We start from the raw sequence: 18,030 nt of genomic DNA on the forward strand, positions 1-18,030 counted from the left end.
ATGGCCCCTGTCGCGCGCCTGCAGGCCTGGGCCTGCCGCAGCCCGATCGCCGAGCCGGTCGCGACCTCCTTCGGGATCATGCGCAACCGGCCGGCGGTGTTCCTGCGTGTCGAGGACGTCGAGGGCGCGTTCGGATGGGGCGAGGTGTTCGCCAACTGGCCCGCCGCCGGCGCCGAGCATCGCGTCAACCTGATGGCCGACGACATCGCCCCGGCGGTGCTTGGCCGCGAGGCCCGCGACCCGACGGCCGTCTTCCGCACGCTCGAGGCAGCGCTGCACATCCGGGCGCTGCAATGCGGCGAGTTCGGTCCCTTCGGCCAGGTGCTCGCCGGCCTCGACCAGGCGCTGTGGGATCTCGCGGCGCGGCGGGCCGGCAGGCCCGTGGCGCAGGCGCTCGAGCCTGACGCCCCCACCCATGTGCCGGCCTACGCCAGCGGCATCCACGTCGATGCGGCTGATCGGCTCATCCCCGAGGCCCGCGCGACCGGCTTCGCGGTCTTCAAGGTCAAGGTCGGCTTCTCCGACCGCGATGCCGCGAAGGTGCGCGAGATCGCGTCGGGCCTCGAGACCGGCGAGCGGCTGGCGCTCGACGCCAACCAGGCGTGGAGCCCCGAGGCGGCGGCGACCTTTCTCGACAGCGTGGGCGACCTGCCGCTGCTGTGGATGGAAGAGCCGATCCGCGCCGATCTTCCGGTGGCCAACTGGCGCCGGCTGCCGCGCCACGTGCCGCTTGCGGGCGGCGAGAACATCGCCGGAGAGCCGGCCTTTGCCCGCGCCCTGTCCGAGGGCGTGCTGGCGGTCTACCAGCCGGACGTGGCGAAATGGGGCGGGTTCACGGGCTGCATGGCCGTGGGGCGCGCCGCGCTGCGCGCCGGGCAGATGTATTGCCCGCATTTCCTTGGTGGCGGGATCGGGCTGGCGGCGTCGGGCCACCTGCTCGCCGCCGTCGGCGGGCCGGGCCTGCTCGAGGTCGACGTGAACCCCAACCCGCTGCGCGACAGCTTCGGCGCCATCGCGGACCGCGTCGCGGACGGTCTTTGGCAGGTCGGCACGGCGCCGGGCATCGGCCCCGCAGAGCTTCCGGAGGCCGTGCGCGCCGCCGTCACGCATCACCGCGAGGCGGCCTGACAGCGCTTGCCTCTCGGCATCGCCCGGCCTCGGTCACTGCCCCCTCGGACCGCCTGACGGTCTGCCCCATCCCTGTCGCTGCGCCCAAGGCCCCGCCGCACACCCCTGTGCGGGGTTGGCTTCGTCGCGGAGGCCTTGCCGCGTCTGGCGCGCCTTGAAGATGTCGTGCGCGCGGTGCGAGCGCCGCAGCGCGCATGTTGCGCAACGCAAGCGGCGCCCCGGGGAGGGGCGCCGCTGTTCGTGCCGTGCGGGCAGAGCGTGTCCTTGTCGCCCCTGCTTCAGCGGGCCTTGCCCACCGGGCGCAATCCGCGCAGCAGCGGTGCGAGGAGCGGGCCGGCGATCGCGAGCAGGGCGCAGAGGAACAGGATCGACGCCACCGGTCCGTCCACGAAGAAGGCCGCGAAGTTGCCCTCGTTCAGCAGCAGCCCGCGCCGCAGGGTCTGTTCGAACTGCGGCCCGAGCACCAGGCCGATCACCAGCGGCGCCAGCGGAAACCCGGTGAGCCGGAAGACAAGTCCGAGGATGCCGAAACACACCGCTGTCACCACGTCGAGCGGGTTGCCGCGGACGGTGGCCGCGCCGACGATGCCGAAGATCACGATGCCGGCGGTGACGATGTGCTGCGGGATCGACAGCAGCCGCCCGAAGATCCGCACCAGCGGAAACGCGAGCACCAGCATCACGAGGTTGATCAGGAACAGCACGATGAAGATGGCGTTCACCACGTCGAGATGTTCCGACATCAGCCGCACGCCCGGCGTGATCCCGTGCACCACGAGCGCGCTGAGCAGGATGGCGGTGACCACGTCACCGGGAATGCCGAGCGCGAGCGTCGGGATCATCGCCGAGCCGGTTACCGCGTTGTTCGACGATTCCGCCGCGACCAGCCCCTCCGGTTCGCCGGTGCCGAAGTCCTTGCCCCGGCGCGAGGTCTGGCGGGCCACCGCGTAGCTGATGAACGAGGCGGTGGCGGCGCCGGTGCCGGGCAGGGCGCCGACGACGCAGCCGATGCCGGAGCTGCGGAGCAGGGTGAAGACCCGTCCCTTCCACGCCGAGAGCGAGGGCAGCTGCAACCGCACGCCGGACACTTCGGCGATGCTCTCGTTGCCGGTGGCGACGCGGTAGAGCGCCTCGGACAGGGCGAAGAGGCCGATGACCACGGCGATGAGGTCGAAGCCGGCCGACAGGAACTGCGAGCCGAAGGTGAAGCGCGCGGCCCCGGTGACCGGGTCGGTGCCGACCAGCGAGATCATCAGGCCGATCGCCCCCATCAGCAGCCCCTTGGCGGTGTTGCCGTGCGACACGGCGGCGATGCAGGTCAGGGCCAGCACGATGAGCGCGAAGACCTCGACCGAGCCGAAGCTGGTGGCGAACCGCGCGAGCTGCGGCGCCGCGACCATGAGCACCACGCAGGAGATGAGCCCGCCGATCACCGACGACATGGTCGCCCAGCCAAGCGCCAGCCCGCCGTCGCCCCGGCGCGCCATTGGGTAGCCGTCGAGGGTCGTGGCGGCGGCCTGCGGTGTGCCCGGCGAGTTCACGAGGATCGCCGAGATCGAGCCGCCGAACACCGATCCGCAGTAGACGCCGAGCAGCAGCGTCAGGCTGGGCACCGGCTCCATTCCGAAGGTGAAGGGCAGGCAGATCGACAGCCCCACGACCGAGCCGAGCCCCGGCAGCGCCCCGATGACGATGCCGAGCGCGGTGCCGATGACGAGCGCCGTCAGGGTCCAGAGGGTGAAGACGTCGGCAAAGGCCGACAGGAAGGACTGCATCAGAACGCCCCTCCCGAGACCAGGAGCGGCAGGCGCAGCCCCAGCAGGTGATGGAACACGGCCCAGAGCCCCGGGCCGAGCAGGATCAGCGTCACGGCGAACCGTAGTGGATCGCGCTCTCCGAGGATCCAGAGCAACCCGCCCAGCCCGAGCGTGACGGCCACCGCGTAGCCCAGCACCGGCAGCGAGACCGCCGTCAGCAGCAGCACCACGATGAAGCTCACGACCTTCGCGGTCTGCCGCTCCCCGCCCGTTGCAGGGGGCGCCCAGAAGGCCGCGCGCAGGGCGCAGCCCGTGCTCAGCACGATCCAGATGCCCAGCAGGATGCGCGGCAGCCGCATGGGCTGGTCCGTGGAGGCGGCGTTGATCCCCCCCACGGCGACATAGGAGGAGGCCAGCACGATCAGCGCCACCCCCGTCAGCCCTGCGCAGATGAACAGTTCAGTCGGTCGTCTGACCATCGGCTCCTCCTCCCATGTCAGGTCGCGTCCTCACCGGCGGTCAGTTGACCAGGCCGGCCTCCTCGAGGATCTTCGCGTTCATCTCGGCATTCTCGCGGACGAAGCTCTCGAACTCTTCCGGGCCGCGATAGAGCACGCCGGTGTTGGTCTTCTCGGCGAGGTCGGCGAAGGCGTCGGTCCTGGTGGCGGCCTCGCAGGCCTCGGCCAGCGTCTCCACCTGCGACGAGTCCAGCCCCGCCGGCGCGAAGACGCCCTGCCAGACCGAGAAGTCGAGATCGAAGCCGGCCTCGGCCATGGTGGGGATGTCGGGATAGGCCTCGAGCCGCTCCGGCGCGAAGACCGCGAGCGCCGTGACGTTGTTGGCCTCGAGCACGGTGGCGGTGTCGACGAAAAGGTCGATCTCGCCGCCCGCCATCGCGTTCATCGCGGTGCCGGTGCCGTCGAACGGCAGGTGGACGGCGTTCATGCCCGCCTCGGACGCGAAGGCCGCCATGGCGAGATGCGGGATCGTTCCGGGCCCGGACGAGCCGTAGACCACGCGGCCGCTGCCGCCCTGGTCGATCCAGTCCTGGACCGAGGTCGCGTCGGCCTCGTCGGATTGCAGCAGGAACACCGGGGTCGAGGTGGTCTGGCAGATGTAGCTGTAGCTGTCGAGATCGTAGGACGTGTCGCGCAGCGACGGCTGGATCGCGACGGGCCCGATCGGCAGGTAGCCGACGGTGTTTCCGTCCGCGTCCGCCTGCGCGACCGAGGCGGCCCCGATCGTGCCGCTCGCGCCGGCGTTGTTGCGGATCACGACGGTGCGCGACAGCGCCTCGGAGAACCCCGGTTCGAACACCCGGGCCACGGTATCCGTACCGCCGCCGGCGCTGAACGGCACGACCATCTCCATGGTCTGTGCCGAGGCGGTCCCGACCGCCAGGCCGGATGCTGCGACAAGGGAAAGGCTCGCGAGCCTGAAGTGACGTTGCATGGATTTTCCTCCCGTTTGCGGTCCGGGTCCCGGCGGCTGTGCGTGGTCTTCGCCTCCCTGCGAAGCCCCGGCCGGGGTCCGGATGCCTCCCAGATAATAGCGCTACGATTTGCCTGTCAAACGATCTTTGCCCCGCGTCCGAAACCACCCGTGTCGAGTGCCGCGCCGGGCCGGACCGCCGGGGCCGGTCGCAGCGGTGCCGCTGTCGCGAAGACCCCGGGGCTCTCGAATCGCGCCGGGCGGTCGGCGCGGGTTCCTCTTGTGACCGGGCAGGTTGGTCTCTACGCTCGGGTCCACGTAGCCGACCCGAAAACGGACCTGATGGACCAGACAGAGCCCGCAAAAGCCGCCCGCAAGCGCCGCAAGATGCAACGCGTCACGATGACGGACGTGGCGAAACATGCGGATGTGTCGCCCTCGACCGTGTCGCTCTACCTGCGCAAGCCCGAGGCGGTGTCCGAGCGGATCGGCCAGCGGGTCGAACACGCCATCGCCGAGCTCGGCTACGTGCCCAACTACGTCGCCGGCGGGCTGGCGGCGGCGGGGTCGCGGGTGGTCAGCGTCATCGTGCCCTCGCTGCGCAACGCGTTCTTCTCCGACACCGTCACCGAGCTCGAGAAGCTGCTGGCCGAAAGTCGGCTGCAGACCCTCGTCGGGCACACCGAGTATTCCGCCACGCAGGAAGAGGCCCTGGTCCGCGCCGCGCTGTCCTGGGCTCCTGCGGCGGTGGTGCTGACCGGCACGGCCCACACGCAGGCCACGCGCGATCTGCTGCGTCGGAACGGCACGCCGGTCGTCGAGATGTGGGAGCTGACCGACGATCCCATCGACCAGGCGGTCGGCTTCAGCCACGAGGACGTCGGCCGCCGCATCGCGCGGCATTTCATCGGCAAGGGCTACGAGAGTGCCGCCTTCCTCGGGGCGCGGATGGGCGACGACAAGCGGGCCGCCGACCGTGCCCGCGGCTTCGAGGCCGAGATGCGCGCCTACGGCGTTCCGGTGCAGGTGGTCGAGGATCACGCGCCGGCCAGCACCGGCTCTGCGGCACGGCTGCTGGACAACCTCGACAGCCCGGTCCGGGCCGTGGCCTGCTCGAACGATACGGTGGCGCTCGGGGTGCTGTTCGAGGCGCAGCGCCGTGGCATCGCGGTGCCGGGCGAGCTGGCCATCGCGGGCTTCGGCGATCTCGAGTTCTCTGCGCAGTCGGTGCCGCCGCTGACCACCGTGCGGCCCTCGGCATCGGAAATCGCGGCGCGGGTGGCGGACTGCATCCGGGCCCGTGACCCGCTGACCGCCACCTCCGGGGCGGGCGAAGGGCCGCGAGTCTTCGATACCGGCTTCACCTTCGTCCCGCGCGAGAGCGGCTGACGAGAGGGCTGACGCACCGCAGGCCGTGCCACATCATGGCGTAACCGCGCCGTAAGGCGATGAAAGCGCCCTTTTTTACGAGCAAGGGCAGCCGGCGGGGTCAGCGGCGCTCAGTCCTTCTTGTCGCCCACGCTGTCCCGGCTCACCAGTTCCCCGGTCATCAGGACCTTCACCGTCGGTTGTGCCGAATCCTCGCCGGCGATCAGGTCATCGAGAAGACGGATGGCCATGGCGCCGATGCGGGTCTTGGGAACGTCGATGGTGGTCAGCGGCGGATCGAAAACGCCGGCCATCGGCAGGTTGTCGAACCCCACGATCGACACGTCACCCGGCACTGACAGGCCCATCTCGCGCAGCGCCCGCATGAACCCGAGCGCGATGATGTCGTTGGCGCAGAAATAGGCCTCGGCCAGGGACGGCGCGCCGCGCAGAAGATCGAGCGATTCGCGGTAGGCGCCGTCGAGCGTGGCGACCACGGAGAGTTCGTGGGCGGGGTCGGTCTCGATCCCGAGCGCGGCGGCGGCGCGGCGGAAGCCGGTCTCGCGCAGGCGGAAGTTCATCACGTCGCTGTGGCTGCCGACATAGCCGATGCGCCGGAACCCCCTGGACACGAGATGCGCCAGCGCGGTGTAGACCAGCTGGTCGTTGTCCATGTCGACGAAATTCGCCTTGAGGAACGGATGATAGGTGTCGATGAGCACCGTCGGCAGCGGGGCGCGGGCGATGACGGTCTCGATGTCCTCGACCGACAGCTCGGTGCCCAGCACGACCAGCCCGCGCGGCTCGGTGCCCTCAAGTTCCGCGAGAAGGCCGTCGAGCGGTTGCTGCTCGGCGCTGACCACCTGCAGGGCATAGTCGCGGCGCAGGGCCTCGTAGGACATGCCGTCGATGTAGTCCGAGATGAAATGGTTGTGGTCGCGGTTCACCGTCTGGCCGTGGCGCGCGACCTTGAGGAAGCGGATCGTGTTGGTCGACTCGGCGGCGCGCGGGCGGCTGCTGCGCGGCGTGTAGTTCAGCTCTTCGACGGCCTGCATCACCCGGTCGCGCGTGGCGTCCGAGATGTCGCCCTTGCCGTTCAGGACGAGCGAGGCCGTCGCCGCGGAGACCCCGGCGTGCTTGGCGACCTGGCGCAGGGTCGTCGGTTTTTTTGCCTCGATATCCATGGCTTGGCTCATCACTCTTTTCGTTTTCCTGCGCGCTGTCAGGCGCTGACGCAAGGGTAATGCGGCCCCGCTTCGACCGCCAGTTAACAACCGCTCAACAACTGGGTTGACTTTAGTAAACTCGATGGTAGCTATTTAGTAAATAGCGAATACAGTTCAGTAAACGACACAGGGGGAGGAGATGTCGCGTCTGGATGGGAATCTTTTTGTGCTCTCCGCACTGATCGTCCTGCTTCTCGCAGTCGGCGGTCTGGCGTCCGGAGGCAACTATCTCTCCGTCTACAACCTGCAATCCATGGCCAACCAGGTGCCCGAGATCGGGCTGCTGGCGATCGGCGTGATGCTGGCGATGTGCTCGGGCAACGGCGGGATCGACCTGTCGGGGATCGCGCTCGCGAACCTCTCGGGCGTCGCCTCGGGGCTCTTCGCGCTGTCGCTGTTCCCGGTCGACGAGGCGCCGGTGCTCTTCACGCTGACCTTCGCCGCCGGCTGCGCCGTGGTGGGGCTGCTGGGAGGCATTCTCAACGGCCTGCTGATCTCGCGCTTCGGGATCACGCCGATCCTGTGCACGCTCGGCACGCAGATGTTCTTCACCGGCGTCGCGGTGGTGCTGTCGGGCGGCCGCTCGGTCACCATCGGTTCACCCGATGCGCTCTATGCGCTTGGCAACGGGCTGGTGTTCGGGGTGCCGGCGAGCTTCGTGATCTTCATCGGCGTGGCGCTGGTGCTGGGCGGCGTGCTGCGCTTCACCCCCTACGGGATGAAGCTGATGCTGACCGGCGCCAACCCCAAGGCGGCGCGGTTCAGCGGCTTCCCGCAGGCCCGCATCGTGACGGTGACCTACGCGATCTCGGGGCTGCTGGCGGGGCTTGCCGGGGTCATCATCGCGGCCCGCAACGTCAACGTGAAATGGGACTACGGCACCACCTACCTGCTGATCGCGATCCTCGTCGCGGTGATGGCCGGGGTCCGCCCCGAGGGCGGGTATGGCCGGGTGGTGAACGTGGTGCTGTCGGCGATCACGCTGCAGCTTCTGTCGAGCCTGCTCAACTTCATCGGCCTGTCGAACTTCGTGCGCGATTTCGCCTGGGGCGCGCTGCTGCTGTGCTTCCTGGCCGTCGGCCGCTTCGGGCTGGTCGAGCAGCTTCTGATCTTCTTTTCGCCGAGGCGGGGCAAGGCCCGCGCCTCGAAAACCTGAGCCACAGTGGGAAATCTAGGGAGGAGACCATCATGGCACTTAAAGGACTGAAAACCGGCCTCATGGCGGCAACGGCAGCGGCGGCGGTGTTCGCCGGTGCGCAGGGCGCCACGGCGCAGGAGGGCAAGTCGATCACCACGGTCGTCAAGATCAGCGGCATCCCGTGGTTCGACCGGATGAAGACCGGCGTCGACATGTACGCCGAGCAGCACCCCGAGATGGACATCGAGCAGGTCGGCCCGGCCAGCGCGGACTCGGCGCAGCAGCTGCAGATCGTGCAGGACCTCGTGGCGCGCGGTGTCGACGCGCTGGCGGTGGTGCCGATGGACCCGGCGATCCTCGAGGGCGTGCTGAAGCGCGCGATGGACCGCGGCATCGTCGTGGTGACACATGAGGCCGACAACCAGAAGAACACGATGGTCGACGTCGAGGCCTTCGACAACGCCGAGTACGGCGCGGCGCTGAACGAGCGGCTGGCCGAGTGCATGGGCGGCGAGGGCAAGTGGACCACCTTCGTCGGGTCGCTGGGCAGCCGCACGCACATGCAGTGGGTCGGTGCCGGCGAGGAGAACGCCAAGCAGTACGAGGGCATGGAACTCGTCGACCCGAACAACGAGAGCTTCGACGACGCCCAGGGCACCTACGAGAAGGCCAAGGAGATCCTGCGCAAGCACCCCGACATCAAGGGCTTCCAGACCTCGGCGGGCAACGACGTGCTGGGCGTCGGCCGGGCGATCGAGGAAGCTGGCCTCGCGGGCAAGGTCTGCCTTGTCGGCACCGGCCTGCCGAACCCCTCGGCGGCCTATCTCGACAGCGGCGCGATCACCGCGATCGGCTTCTGGGACCCGCAGAAGGCCGGCATGGCGATGAACTCGGTCGCGACCAAGCTGCTGGCCGGTGAAGAGATCACCGACGGCATGGACCTCGGCGTCGAGGGCTACGGCAACGTGAGCGTGCGCGACGGCGCGGGCGACGGGCTTCTGGTCATCGGCAACGGCATGGTCCTGGCCGACAAGGACACCTACGAAGAGCACCTGTTCTGAGAAGGACAGGGGGCCTGGCCGGGGATGCCCCGGCCGGGCTTTCACCACCGCGCGTCCGGCCGGGGAGACCGGGACGCGCCGGCGTCGACCCCAAGGGAGGAAGCGGATGTCTGACGGGCATTTTCTCGAGCTGCGCGGTATTCACAAGCGCTTCGGCGGCGTCCATGCGCTGCGCGGCGTGGACGTGACCATCGACACGGGCGTGGCCTATCACCTGCTGGGCGAGAACGGCTGCGGCAAGAGCACCTTCATCAAGATCATCTCGGGCGCGCACCCGCCGAGCGAGGGCGAGATCCTGCTCGACGGCCGGTCGCACGCCGAGCTGTCGCCGATCCAGTCGCTCGAGGCCGGGATCGAGACCGTCTACCAGGACCTGTCGCTGCTGCCGAACCTCTCGGTCGAGGAAAACGTGGCGCTTGGCGAGCAACTGGTGTCGGGCGGCGGCCGGCTGATGCGGCGGCTGAACCGGGCCCGCCTGCGCGAGACCGCCCGCGAGGCGATCCGCGGCGTGGGGCTCGACTCGACGCCGTCGCTGCTGGCGACCAGCGTTTCGGACCTGCCGCTGGCGATCCGCCAGCGCGTCGCCATCGCCCGCGCCATCGCCGCCGACGCGCGTCTCGTCATCATGGACGAGCCCACCACGTCGCTGACCCGCCACGAGGTCGAGGCGCTGATCGAGCTGGTGGGCCAGCTGCTGGCGCGCGACGTGGCGGTGCTGTTCGTGACCCACAAGCTCGAGGAGTGCTACCGCATCGGCGGGCAGGCCATCGTCTTCCGCGACGGCCAGTGCATCGCGCAGGGCCCGCTCGAGGACTACTCGCGCGCCGAGCTGTCGCACCTGATGACAGGCCGCGAGCTCGACACCATGCGCTACCGCACGGGCGCGCCGATGGCGGGCGAGGTGCTGCGGGTCGAGGGCGCGTCGTCGGGCGCGGCCTTCGAGGACGTCTCCTTCGGCCTCGACCGGGGCGAGGTGCTGGGCATCACCGGGCTGTCGGATTCGGGCCGCAACGAGGTGGCGCTGGCGCTTGCCGGCCACCAGCCGCTGACCGCCGGACAGATCGCCATCGACGGAGCGCCGGTGCATCTCGACAGCCCCGGCGCCGCCATCGCGCGCGGCATCGGCTACGTGCCCGAGGACCGGCTTTCCGAGGGGCTGTTCCTGCAGAAATCCATCTACCAGAACGAGGTGACGCTGATCCTCGACAAGCTGATGGGCGCCGGCGGCATCGTCGACAAGCGCAAGGGCCGCGAGGCCGCGCGCGAGATTTCCGAGGCGATGAACCTCAACACCGGCGACATCGACATGCCGGTCTCGGCGCTGTCGGGCGGCAACCAGCAGCGAGTTCTGATCGGCCGCTGGCTGTCGATCGAGCCGGAACTGCTGGTGCTGCACGGGCCCACGGTGGGCGTCGACGTCGGCTCGAAGGACACGATCTACCGCGCCATACAGGCGATGGCGGAGCGCGGCATCGCGCTGGTGATCGTCTCGGACGACCTGCCGGAGTTGCTGCAGAACTGCGACCGCATCCTCGTGATGAACAACGGCCGCGTCGTCGACGCGCTCGACGCCGCCACCGCCGACGAGGACCGGATCTACCAGTCCATGCTGGGCTCGGAACACGAGGCTGCCTGATGACCATGGTGCAAGAGATGACAGACCAAACCGCCCCGAAGCGCGGCGCCACGCAGCGCCCCGGCCTCGGCGAGATCGTCCGCCGCCGCCCCGAGATCGTGACGCTGACGATCCTCGTGGTGATCTGCGTCGCGGTGGCGATCATCAACCCCAACTTCCTGCAGCCGGGCTCGCTCATCGACATGGGCCGGGCGAGCGTGGTGACCGGGCTCTTCGCGCTCGGGGTGTTCGCCATCCTCGCGGCGGGGGGCATCGACGTGTCGTTCACCGCCATCGCGGCGCTGACCATGTATTCGCTGACCTCCTTCGTCATCGGGGTCGCGCCGGGCATGCCGATGGGCGCGATCATCGCCATCGCCGTGGTCGCGGGCGCGCTGCTCGGCGCGGTGAACGGCCTGCTGGTGCACGGGCTGCGGGTGCCCTCGCTGATCGTGACCATCGGCACGCAATACCTGTTCCGGGGCATCCTGCTGGCCTTCGTCGGCACCGTCTGGCTGATGGAGCTGCCGCCGCAGATGACCGCCTTCGGCAAGGCCGCGCTGTTCCAGTTCGAGGGCATGAACGGCGTGACCGTCGACCTGCCGGCCTACTTCCTGATCTTTCCCGCCGTGGTGGCGCTGGCGTGGTTCCTCTTCGACCGCACGCTGATGGGCCGGGCGATCTTCGCCACCGGCGGCAACCCCGAGGTGGCGGCGCGGCTCGGCTACGGCCAGCGCATCGTGCACGTCTTCGTCTTCGGCTTCGCCGGGGCGCTCGCCGGGCTCGCGGGCATCATCCACGTCAGCGCGACGCGCATGGCCAACCCCTTCGACCTCGTCGGCATGGAAATCGAGGTGATCGCCGCGGTCGTCCTCGGCGGCGCGCGGATCACCGGTGGCACCGGCTCGGTGCTGGGCACGGTGGCCGGCGTGCTGCTGATCACGGTGGTCAACAACACGCTGGTGCTGGTGGGCATTCCCAGCACCTGGCAGCGCGTCGTGGTCGGCGCCTTCATCCTTCTTGCCGCGGCCTTCTTCGTGCGCCGCGCTCCGAAACCGCAGAAAAGAAAGGCAGAGTGATCGCCATGAAGAAGTTTCTCAACAAGCCCGAAACCTTTGTCGAGGAAATGCTCGAGGGCATCTACGCCGCCCACCCCGAGGTCACCCACGCCGGCGACGATCCGCACTGCTTCGTGACCGCCAACCCGGTGCCCGGCAAGGTCGGCATCGTCACCGGCGGTGGCTCGGGCCACCTGCCGCTGTTCCTCGGCTACGTCGGCGAGGGGATGCTCGACGGGGCAGGGGTCGGCGGGGTGTTCCAGTCGCCCAGCTCGGACCAGATTCTGCAGGTCACCAGGCATGTCGACCAGGGCGCGGGCGTGCTCTACCTCTACGGCAACTACAGCGGCGACCTGATGAACTTCGACATGGCCGGCGAACTGGCCGAGCTCGAGGACATCGAGACCGCCACCGTCGTGGGCAACGACGATGTCGCCTCGTCGAAACCGGGCGAAGAGCACAAGCGCCGGGGCGTGGCGGGGATCGTCTTCCTCTACAAGGTCGCGGGCGCGGCGGCGGCCGAGATGAAGCCGCTTTCCGAGGTCGTGCGCCTGACCGAGAAGGCCCGGGCGCGGACCCGGACCATGGGGGTCGCGCTCACGCCCTGCATCGTTCCCGAGGTCGGCAAGCCGGGCTTCGAGATCGGCGAGAACGAGATGGAAATCGGCATGGGCATCCACGGCGAGCCCGGCATCACCCGCAAGGCGCTGGAGCCCGCGGACGCGGTGGTCGACGAGATGATGGCGCGCATCTTCGCCGAGCAGGACTATGCCCCCGGCGACGAGGTGGCGATCCTGGTCAACGGGCTTGGCGGCACGCCGATGGAAGAGCTCTACATCTTCTACCGCCGGCTCGCGCAGCTCTTTGCCGAGAAGCAGGTCAGCGTGGCGCAGGTCTGGGTGGGCGAGTTCGCCACCTCGATGGAGATGGCCGGGGCGTCGATCTCGGTGCTGCATCTCGACGACGAGCTGAAGCCGCTGGTCGCACGCGGTGCCAACACGCCGTTCTTCAAGCATATCGCGGCATGAGGGGGACCGATGACGGACGTTGACGCAAGCGCGCTGCCGGAGCTGTTCGGGCGCTACGCCGAACGGTTCGCGGCCGAGAAACAGGCGCTGATCGAGCTTGACGGCAAGGTCGGCGACAGCGACCTCGGGCTCACCATGGCCAAGGGCTTTGCCGCCGCCGACGCGGCACTGGCCGAGGCCGCGCCCGACAGCCTGTCTGCCGGCATGAAGACCGCCGGGGCGGCGATCGCCAAGGCCGCGCCATCGACCATGGGCACGCTCATGGCGACCGGCTTCCTGCGCGGCTCGAAGGCGCTCGAGGCGGCATCGGTGCTCGATGCGCCGGCGCTGGCCGCCTTCTGGGGCGCGTTCCGGGACGGCATCGCGCAGCGGGGCAAGGCGCAGCTCGGCGACAAGACCGTGCTCGACGTGCTGCACCCGGTGGCCGAGACCCTTGCCGCGCAGGCCGAGGCCGGGGCCACGCCCGCCGCCGCCGCACGGGCTGCCACCGAAACCGCACGCGCGGCGCTGGAGGCGACCCGGGACATGGTCGCCCAGCACGGCAAGGCCGCGGCCTTCGGAGACAAGTCGAAGGGGTTGCAGGATGCGGGCAGCACCGTAGCCTGCATCCTGATCGAAGAGACGAGCGCGTTCCTGACCGCGCGGGAGGACACATGAGATACAATACGCTCGGCCGCAGCGGCCTCAAGGTTTCGGCCATCGCCATGGGCACCTTCACCTTCGGGGGAGAGGGCAACTTCGCGATGGTCGGCAATCAGGGCGTCGACGAGGCGCGGTCGCTGTTCGACTGCGCGCTCGACCACGGCGTCAACCTGATCGACACCGCCAACATGTATTCCACCGGCACCGCCGAGGAGATCGTCGGCGAGGCGCTGGCGGGCCGGCGCGACCGGGTGCTGATCTCGTCCAAGGCGCGGATGGCGATCGGTGACGGTCCCAACGACGAGGGCGCCAGCCGCTGGCACCTGATCCGCGAGTGCGAGCGCAGCCTGAAGCGGCTGCGCACCGATCACATCGACATCTACCACATCCACGAGTGGGACGGTCAGACCCCGGTCGAGGAAACCATGGAGGCGCTGCACACGCTCCAGCAGCAGGGCAAGATCCGCTACGCGGGCTGCTCGAACTACACCGCGTGGCAGCTGATGAAATCGCTCATGGCGTCGGAAAAGCCGGGCCGGGCGCGTTTCGTGACGCAGCAGATCCACTACACGCTCGAGGCGCGCGAGGCGGAATACGAGCTGCTGCCGGCCTCGGTCGACCAGGGTGTCGGGGTGACGGTCTGGAGCCCGCTCGCCGCCGGGCTCCTGTCGGGCAAGCACACCCGCGACACGCCGGTCGCCCCCGACAGCCGGCAGGCGCGCGGCTGGACCGAGCCGCCGATCCGCGACCAGGAGCGGCTCTGGCGCATCGTCGACGTGCTGAACGACATCGCCGCCGTGCATGAGGTCGAGGCGGCGCAGATCGCGCTGGCGTGGCTGCTGACGCGGCCGGCAGTGGCCTCGCTGGTGGTCGGCGGCAGCTCGGTGGCGCAGTTCGAACGCAACTTCCGCGCGCTCGACGTGGTGCTGTCCGAGGCCGAGCTGCAACGGCTCGACGAGGTCAGCCGCCCGCCGCTGATCTACCCGCTCTGGCACCAGGCGCAATTCGCCAGCCCGCGCTACGGCGCCGCCGACGGCATCCTGGGAAGCTGACCGCACAGGGCAAGGGCGCCGTGCGCCCCGGTCGCGCGGCCGGGGCAGCGGGCGCCCACGACCCGGTGACCGAAGAGGGCCGGGGCGGTCGGAGCCGGCGCCCGGCCCCTTCATCCTCGCGCTCCGCGGGCCTTTGGCGTCACCGCGCCCGGGGGTGCAGTGGGGGGCCTCAGTCCAGCAGCCGGAAATACGCCTCCTGCCGTGCGACGAGATCGTCGTGGCTGCCGGTCTCGACGATACGCCCGCCGTCCATCACCACGATGCGGTCGGCATGGCGGATGGTCTCGAGCCGGTGGGCGATGATCAGCGTGGTGCGCCCGACGGCGAGCCGGGCCAGCGCCGCCTGGACCTCGCGCTCGGTGGAGCGGTCGAGCGCCGAGGTGGCCTCGTCCAGCAGCAGGATCGGCGGGTTGCGCAGGAACACGCGCGCGATGGCCACGCGCTGGCGCTGCCCGCCCGAGAGCATCACGCCGCGCTCGCCCACCACCGTGTCCAGACCGTCGGGAAGGCTGTCGATCAGCGCGCCGAGCTGGGCGTTGCGCACCGCTTCGAGGATGTCCTCCTCGGTCGCGCCGAGCTGCCCGTAGGCGATGTTCTCGCGCAGGGTGCCGGCAAAGAGGAAGACCTCCTGCGACACCAGACCGACCTGCCGTCGCAGGCTTTCGAGCGTCATGGAGGCCAGGGGCACCCCGTCGATGCGGATCTCGCCTGCGGTGGGCTCGTAGAAGCGCGGCACCAGTGCCATCACGGTGGACTTGCCGGCGCCCGAGGGCCCGACCAGCGCCACAGTCTCGCCGGGCCGCACGGTCAGGCTCACGCCGTGCAGCACCCCGCGCGCGCCGTCATAGGTGAAGGCCACGTCGTCGAAGACGATCTCGCCATGCAGCGCCGGGGCTTCGGTCGCGTCCGGAGCATCGGCGATGTCCGGGGTTTCGGCCAGCAGTTCGAGATAGCGGCGGAAACCGGCGATGCCGCGGGGGTAGAGCTCGATGACCGCCGCGATCTTTTCCAGCGGGCGGAAGAACACGCCCACCAGCAGCAGGAAGCCCACGTAGTCGCCGGTGCTCATCGAGCCCTCGAAGACGAAGCCTGCGCCGGCCACCATCACCACCACCTGCACCAGCCGCATGCCGGAATACTGCAGCGCGCTCAGCACCGCCATGATGCGGTAGGCCTCGAGCTTGGTGGTGCGGTAGCGGGCGTTGTCCTCGGCGAAAAGCGCGCGCTCATGCGCCTCGTTGGTAAAGGCCTGCACCACGCGGATGCCACCGATGCTTTCCTCGAGCCGCACGTTGAAGGCGCCGACGCGGGCATAGATCGCCCGCCAAGTCCGGGTCATCCGCCCGCCGTAGACGAATAGCAGCCAGCCCATCGCCGGCACGATCACCAGCGTCATCAGCGCCAGCGGCGGATGCAGCCAGAGCATCAGCGCGAAGGCCCCGGCAAAGGTCATGATGGCGATGAACAGGTCCTCGGGGCCATGATGGGCGACCTCGCCGATTTCCTCGAGGTCGCGGGTCACCCGGGCCACGAGCTTGCCGGTCTCGGCCCTGTCGAACCAGCCCCAGCCCAGCCGGGTGAGATGGCCGAAGGCGCGTTCGCGCATCTCGGTCTCGATGTTGATGCCCAGCATGTGGCCCCAGTAGGTCACCACCAGCATGAGCCCGGCGTTGATGACGTAGACGCAGACCAGCGCCACCGAGGCGAGCACGATCAGCCCCCAGTCGCCGCCCGGCAGCAGGTGGTCGATGAAGCCCGCGATGGCGAGCGGAAAGGCGAGCTCGAGCAGGCCCGACAGCACGGCGGAGCCGAAGTCGAGCCAGAAGAGCCGCATGTGCGGGCGGTAGTAGTCGAAGAACTGTCGAAGCATGCAGGACCTTAAACGGGGTGGGCGACGGGCGCGCCGTCTGAGCGGGTCATGACCTCCATGCGCGCACCGTAGATGGTCTCGAGCCGTGAGGGGGTCATGAGTTCGGCGGGGGAGCCTTGGAACACCAGCCGGCCGGACTTGAGCGCGACGACATGGTCGCAATAGCGCGCCGCCATGTTGAGGTCGTGCAGCACCGCGACCACCGAGCGCGCGCGCAGGCGGCTGAGGGTGTGAACCAGCGTCAGCACCTCGACCTGATGCGCGATGTCGAGCGCCGAGATCGGCTCGTCGAGCAGCAGCGTCCCGGCCTCCTGCGCGATCAGCATGGCAAGCCACGCCCGCTGCGCCTCGCCGCCCGACAGCGTGTCGACGCGGCGCCCGGCAAGGCTTTCGAGACCGCAGGCGGAGAGGGCGGCCTCGGTGGCGGCGCGATCCTCGGGGCCGGGGCGCCCGAGCGCGCCGTGCCAGGGGTAGCGTCCGAGCGCGGCGAGCTCGCGCACGGTCAGCCCCTCGGCCACCGGCGGATGCTGCGGCAGGTAGGCGAGCCTGCGCGCGAGCTGCCGCGCCGGCCAGTCCTGCAGTGGCGTATCGGCAAAGGTGATCTGCCCGCGCGCGGGGCGGCTCTGCCGCGAGAGCAGCTTGAGCAGTGTCGATTTTCCCGAGCCGTTGTGCCCGATCAGCCCGATCACCTTGCCACGCGGCAGGGTCAGGTTCAGCCCGTGCAGCAGGGTGCGGCCGGGCACCGAGACGGTGACATCGGAAAGGGTATAGAGCGCGGTCATGTCGGACGCCTCAGCATCAGCCAGATCAGCCAGGGCGTGCCGAGGAGCGACGCGAAGAGACCGAGCGGCAGGTCATAGGGAAAGCTTGCCATGCGGGCGCCGAAATCGGCCGCGAGCATGAGGGCGGCGCCGATGGCGGCACTGCCAAGCAGGTGCGGCACCGCCTGCGACAGGCCGCAGCGCCGGGCGAGATGCGGCGCCATCAGCCCGACGAAGCTCAGCGGGCCGACCAGCACCGTTGCCGCGCCCGTCGCCAGCGCCGCCAGCGCGACGACGCCAAGCGTGGCAGGGCGCAGCGGCAGGCCGAGGGCCCTTGCGACCTCCGGCCCGAGCGGCAGGATGGTGAGCCAGCGCGCCATCAGCACCGCCGCGCCGCAGGCAAGGCCGAGCAGGACGCAGAGCAGGCCTGCGCCCGTGCCGGTCAGCGCCGAGGCCGACCCCGAGAGCCATGCCAGCACCGCGAAGCTCTTCATCGTGCCGGCGGCCATCAGGATCGACAGCAGCGCGGCGGCAAGCGACGAAACTGCGACACCGGCCAGCAGCAGCCGCTCGGGGCGCGCGTTGCGGCCAAGCACCACCCCGGTGAGCACCGCCATGGCCGTGGCGCCGCCCGCCGCCGCACCGCCGCTCAGGGCCAGGGCCGAGGGGCTTGCGGCCAGGAACAGCACGCCGGCATAGCCGATCGCGGCGCCGCCCGAGACGCCAAGCACCTCGGGCGACGCGAGCGGGTTCGCGGTGAGCCGTTGCAGCGCCGCACCGGCAAGCGCCAGCAGGCCGCCGGCGGCGGCGGCTCCGGCAAGGCGCGGCAACCGGTTCGGCAGGAACAGCGCGAGGCTCTCGCGGTCGAGCAGGGTCCAGCCCTCCGGGGTGCGCC

At 69.8% G+C, this 18,030-nt stretch carries 16 protein-coding genes; 9 read left to right on the forward strand and 7 right to left on the reverse strand.

Annotated elements, in window-relative coordinates:
• Nucleotides 1–1,128: a mandelate racemase/muconate lactonizing enzyme family protein gene (locus D6860_RS16835; RefSeq protein WP_076625657.1), complete on the forward strand. Its 1,128-nt coding sequence runs from the start codon at nt 1–3 to the stop codon at nt 1,126–1,128.
• A 278-nt stretch (nt 1,129–1,406) separates the two neighbouring features.
• Here the strand turns inward: D6860_RS16835 and D6860_RS16840 are convergent, their stop codons facing one another.
• Genes D6860_RS16840 through D6860_RS16850 form a run of 3 tightly spaced genes read right to left on the reverse strand, consistent with a single transcriptional unit; the run spans nt 1,407 to nt 4,337 of the window.
• The gene (locus D6860_RS16840; protein ID WP_076625658.1) at nt 1,407–2,903 is read right to left on the reverse strand and encodes a tripartite tricarboxylate transporter permease; all 1,497 of its coding nucleotides are present in this window, start codon (nt 2,901–2,903) and stop codon (nt 1,407–1,409) included.
• Nucleotides 2,903–3,364 carry a tripartite tricarboxylate transporter TctB family protein gene (locus tag D6860_RS16845; protein WP_076625659.1) on the reverse strand — a complete coding sequence of 154 codons (462 nt, stop codon included), beginning with the start codon at nt 3,362–3,364 and terminating at the stop codon, nt 2,903–2,905. The genes D6860_RS16840 and D6860_RS16845 overlap by 1 nt, the downstream gene beginning before the upstream one ends.
• A gap of 40 nt (nt 3,365–3,404) precedes the next feature.
• Nucleotides 3,405–4,337 (reverse strand): Bug family tripartite tricarboxylate transporter substrate binding protein, encoded by a 933-nt coding sequence (locus D6860_RS16850; protein WP_076625661.1) that lies wholly within the window; start codon nt 4,335–4,337, stop codon nt 3,405–3,407.
• 321 nt (nt 4,338–4,658) lie between these two features.
• Here D6860_RS16850 and D6860_RS16855 point away from each other — a divergent pair, with 321 nt between their 5' ends.
• Nucleotides 4,659–5,705: a LacI family DNA-binding transcriptional regulator gene (locus tag D6860_RS16855; RefSeq protein WP_076625663.1), complete on the forward strand. Its 1,047-nt coding sequence runs from the start codon at nt 4,659–4,661 to the stop codon at nt 5,703–5,705.
• A gap of 110 nt (nt 5,706–5,815) precedes the next feature.
• Here D6860_RS16855 and D6860_RS16860 read toward each other — a convergent pair whose 3' ends face one another.
• The gene (locus tag D6860_RS16860) at nt 5,816–6,880 is read right to left on the reverse strand and encodes a LacI family DNA-binding transcriptional regulator (protein ID WP_165616575.1); all 1,065 of its coding nucleotides are present in this window, start codon (nt 6,878–6,880) and stop codon (nt 5,816–5,818) included.
• Between the two features lie 196 nt (nt 6,881–7,076).
• Here D6860_RS16860 and D6860_RS16865 point away from each other — a divergent pair, with 196 nt between their 5' ends.
• The 7 genes from D6860_RS16865 (at nt 7,077) to D6860_RS16895 (ending at nt 14,504) form a co-directional block, all read left to right on the forward strand.
• The gene (locus D6860_RS16865; protein ID WP_206512212.1) at nt 7,077–8,066 is read left to right on the forward strand and encodes an ABC transporter permease; all 990 of its coding nucleotides are present in this window, start codon (nt 7,077–7,079) and stop codon (nt 8,064–8,066) included.
• A 32-nt stretch (nt 8,067–8,098) separates the two neighbouring features.
• Nucleotides 8,099–9,109 carry a substrate-binding domain-containing protein gene (locus D6860_RS16870; RefSeq protein WP_162277752.1) on the forward strand — a complete coding sequence of 337 codons (1,011 nt, stop codon included), beginning with the start codon at nt 8,099–8,101 and terminating at the stop codon, nt 9,107–9,109.
• A gap of 106 nt (nt 9,110–9,215) precedes the next feature.
• The gene (locus tag D6860_RS16875) at nt 9,216–10,745 is read left to right on the forward strand and encodes a sugar ABC transporter ATP-binding protein (protein WP_076625666.1); all 1,530 of its coding nucleotides are present in this window, start codon (nt 9,216–9,218) and stop codon (nt 10,743–10,745) included.
• Nucleotides 10,746–10,762: 17 nt separating this feature from the next.
• Nucleotides 10,763–11,803, forward strand: coding sequence for an ABC transporter permease (locus D6860_RS16880; RefSeq protein ID WP_076625721.1), 1,041 nt, complete (start codon nt 10,763–10,765; stop codon nt 11,801–11,803).
• Between the two features lie 5 nt (nt 11,804–11,808).
• Nucleotides 11,809–12,810, forward strand: coding sequence for a dihydroxyacetone kinase subunit DhaK (locus D6860_RS16885; protein ID WP_076625722.1), 1,002 nt, complete (start codon nt 11,809–11,811; stop codon nt 12,808–12,810).
• A gap of 9 nt (nt 12,811–12,819) precedes the next feature.
• The gene (locus D6860_RS16890) at nt 12,820–13,467 is read left to right on the forward strand and encodes a dihydroxyacetone kinase subunit L (protein ID WP_076625668.1); all 648 of its coding nucleotides are present in this window, start codon (nt 12,820–12,822) and stop codon (nt 13,465–13,467) included.
• On the forward strand, nt 13,464–14,504 hold the full coding sequence (locus D6860_RS16895; protein WP_076625669.1) for an aldo/keto reductase: 1,041 nt from the start codon (nt 13,464–13,466) through the stop codon (nt 14,502–14,504). Before D6860_RS16890 ends, D6860_RS16895 begins: the two co-directional genes overlap by 4 nt.
• Before the next feature lie 169 nt (nt 14,505–14,673).
• Here the strand turns inward: D6860_RS16895 and D6860_RS16900 are convergent, their stop codons facing one another.
• The 3 genes from D6860_RS16900 to D6860_RS16910 form a co-directional block, all read right to left on the reverse strand.
• On the reverse strand, nt 14,674–16,374 hold the full coding sequence (locus tag D6860_RS16900) for an ABC transporter ATP-binding protein (RefSeq protein ID WP_076625671.1): 1,701 nt from the start codon (nt 16,372–16,374) through the stop codon (nt 14,674–14,676).
• An 8-nt stretch (nt 16,375–16,382) separates the two neighbouring features.
• Nucleotides 16,383–17,156, reverse strand: coding sequence for an ABC transporter ATP-binding protein (locus D6860_RS16905; protein WP_076625672.1), 774 nt, complete (start codon nt 17,154–17,156; stop codon nt 16,383–16,385).
• A partial coding sequence (locus D6860_RS16910; RefSeq protein ID WP_164845651.1) for an iron chelate uptake ABC transporter family permease subunit occupies nt 17,153–18,030 on the reverse strand: 878 nt, incomplete at its 5' end. The genes D6860_RS16910 and D6860_RS16905, both read right to left, overlap by 4 nt.

This window comes from Salipiger sp. D13 (assembly GCF_003703915.1).
Lineage (GTDB): Bacteria > Pseudomonadota > Alphaproteobacteria > Rhodobacterales > Rhodobacteraceae > Salipiger > Salipiger profundus.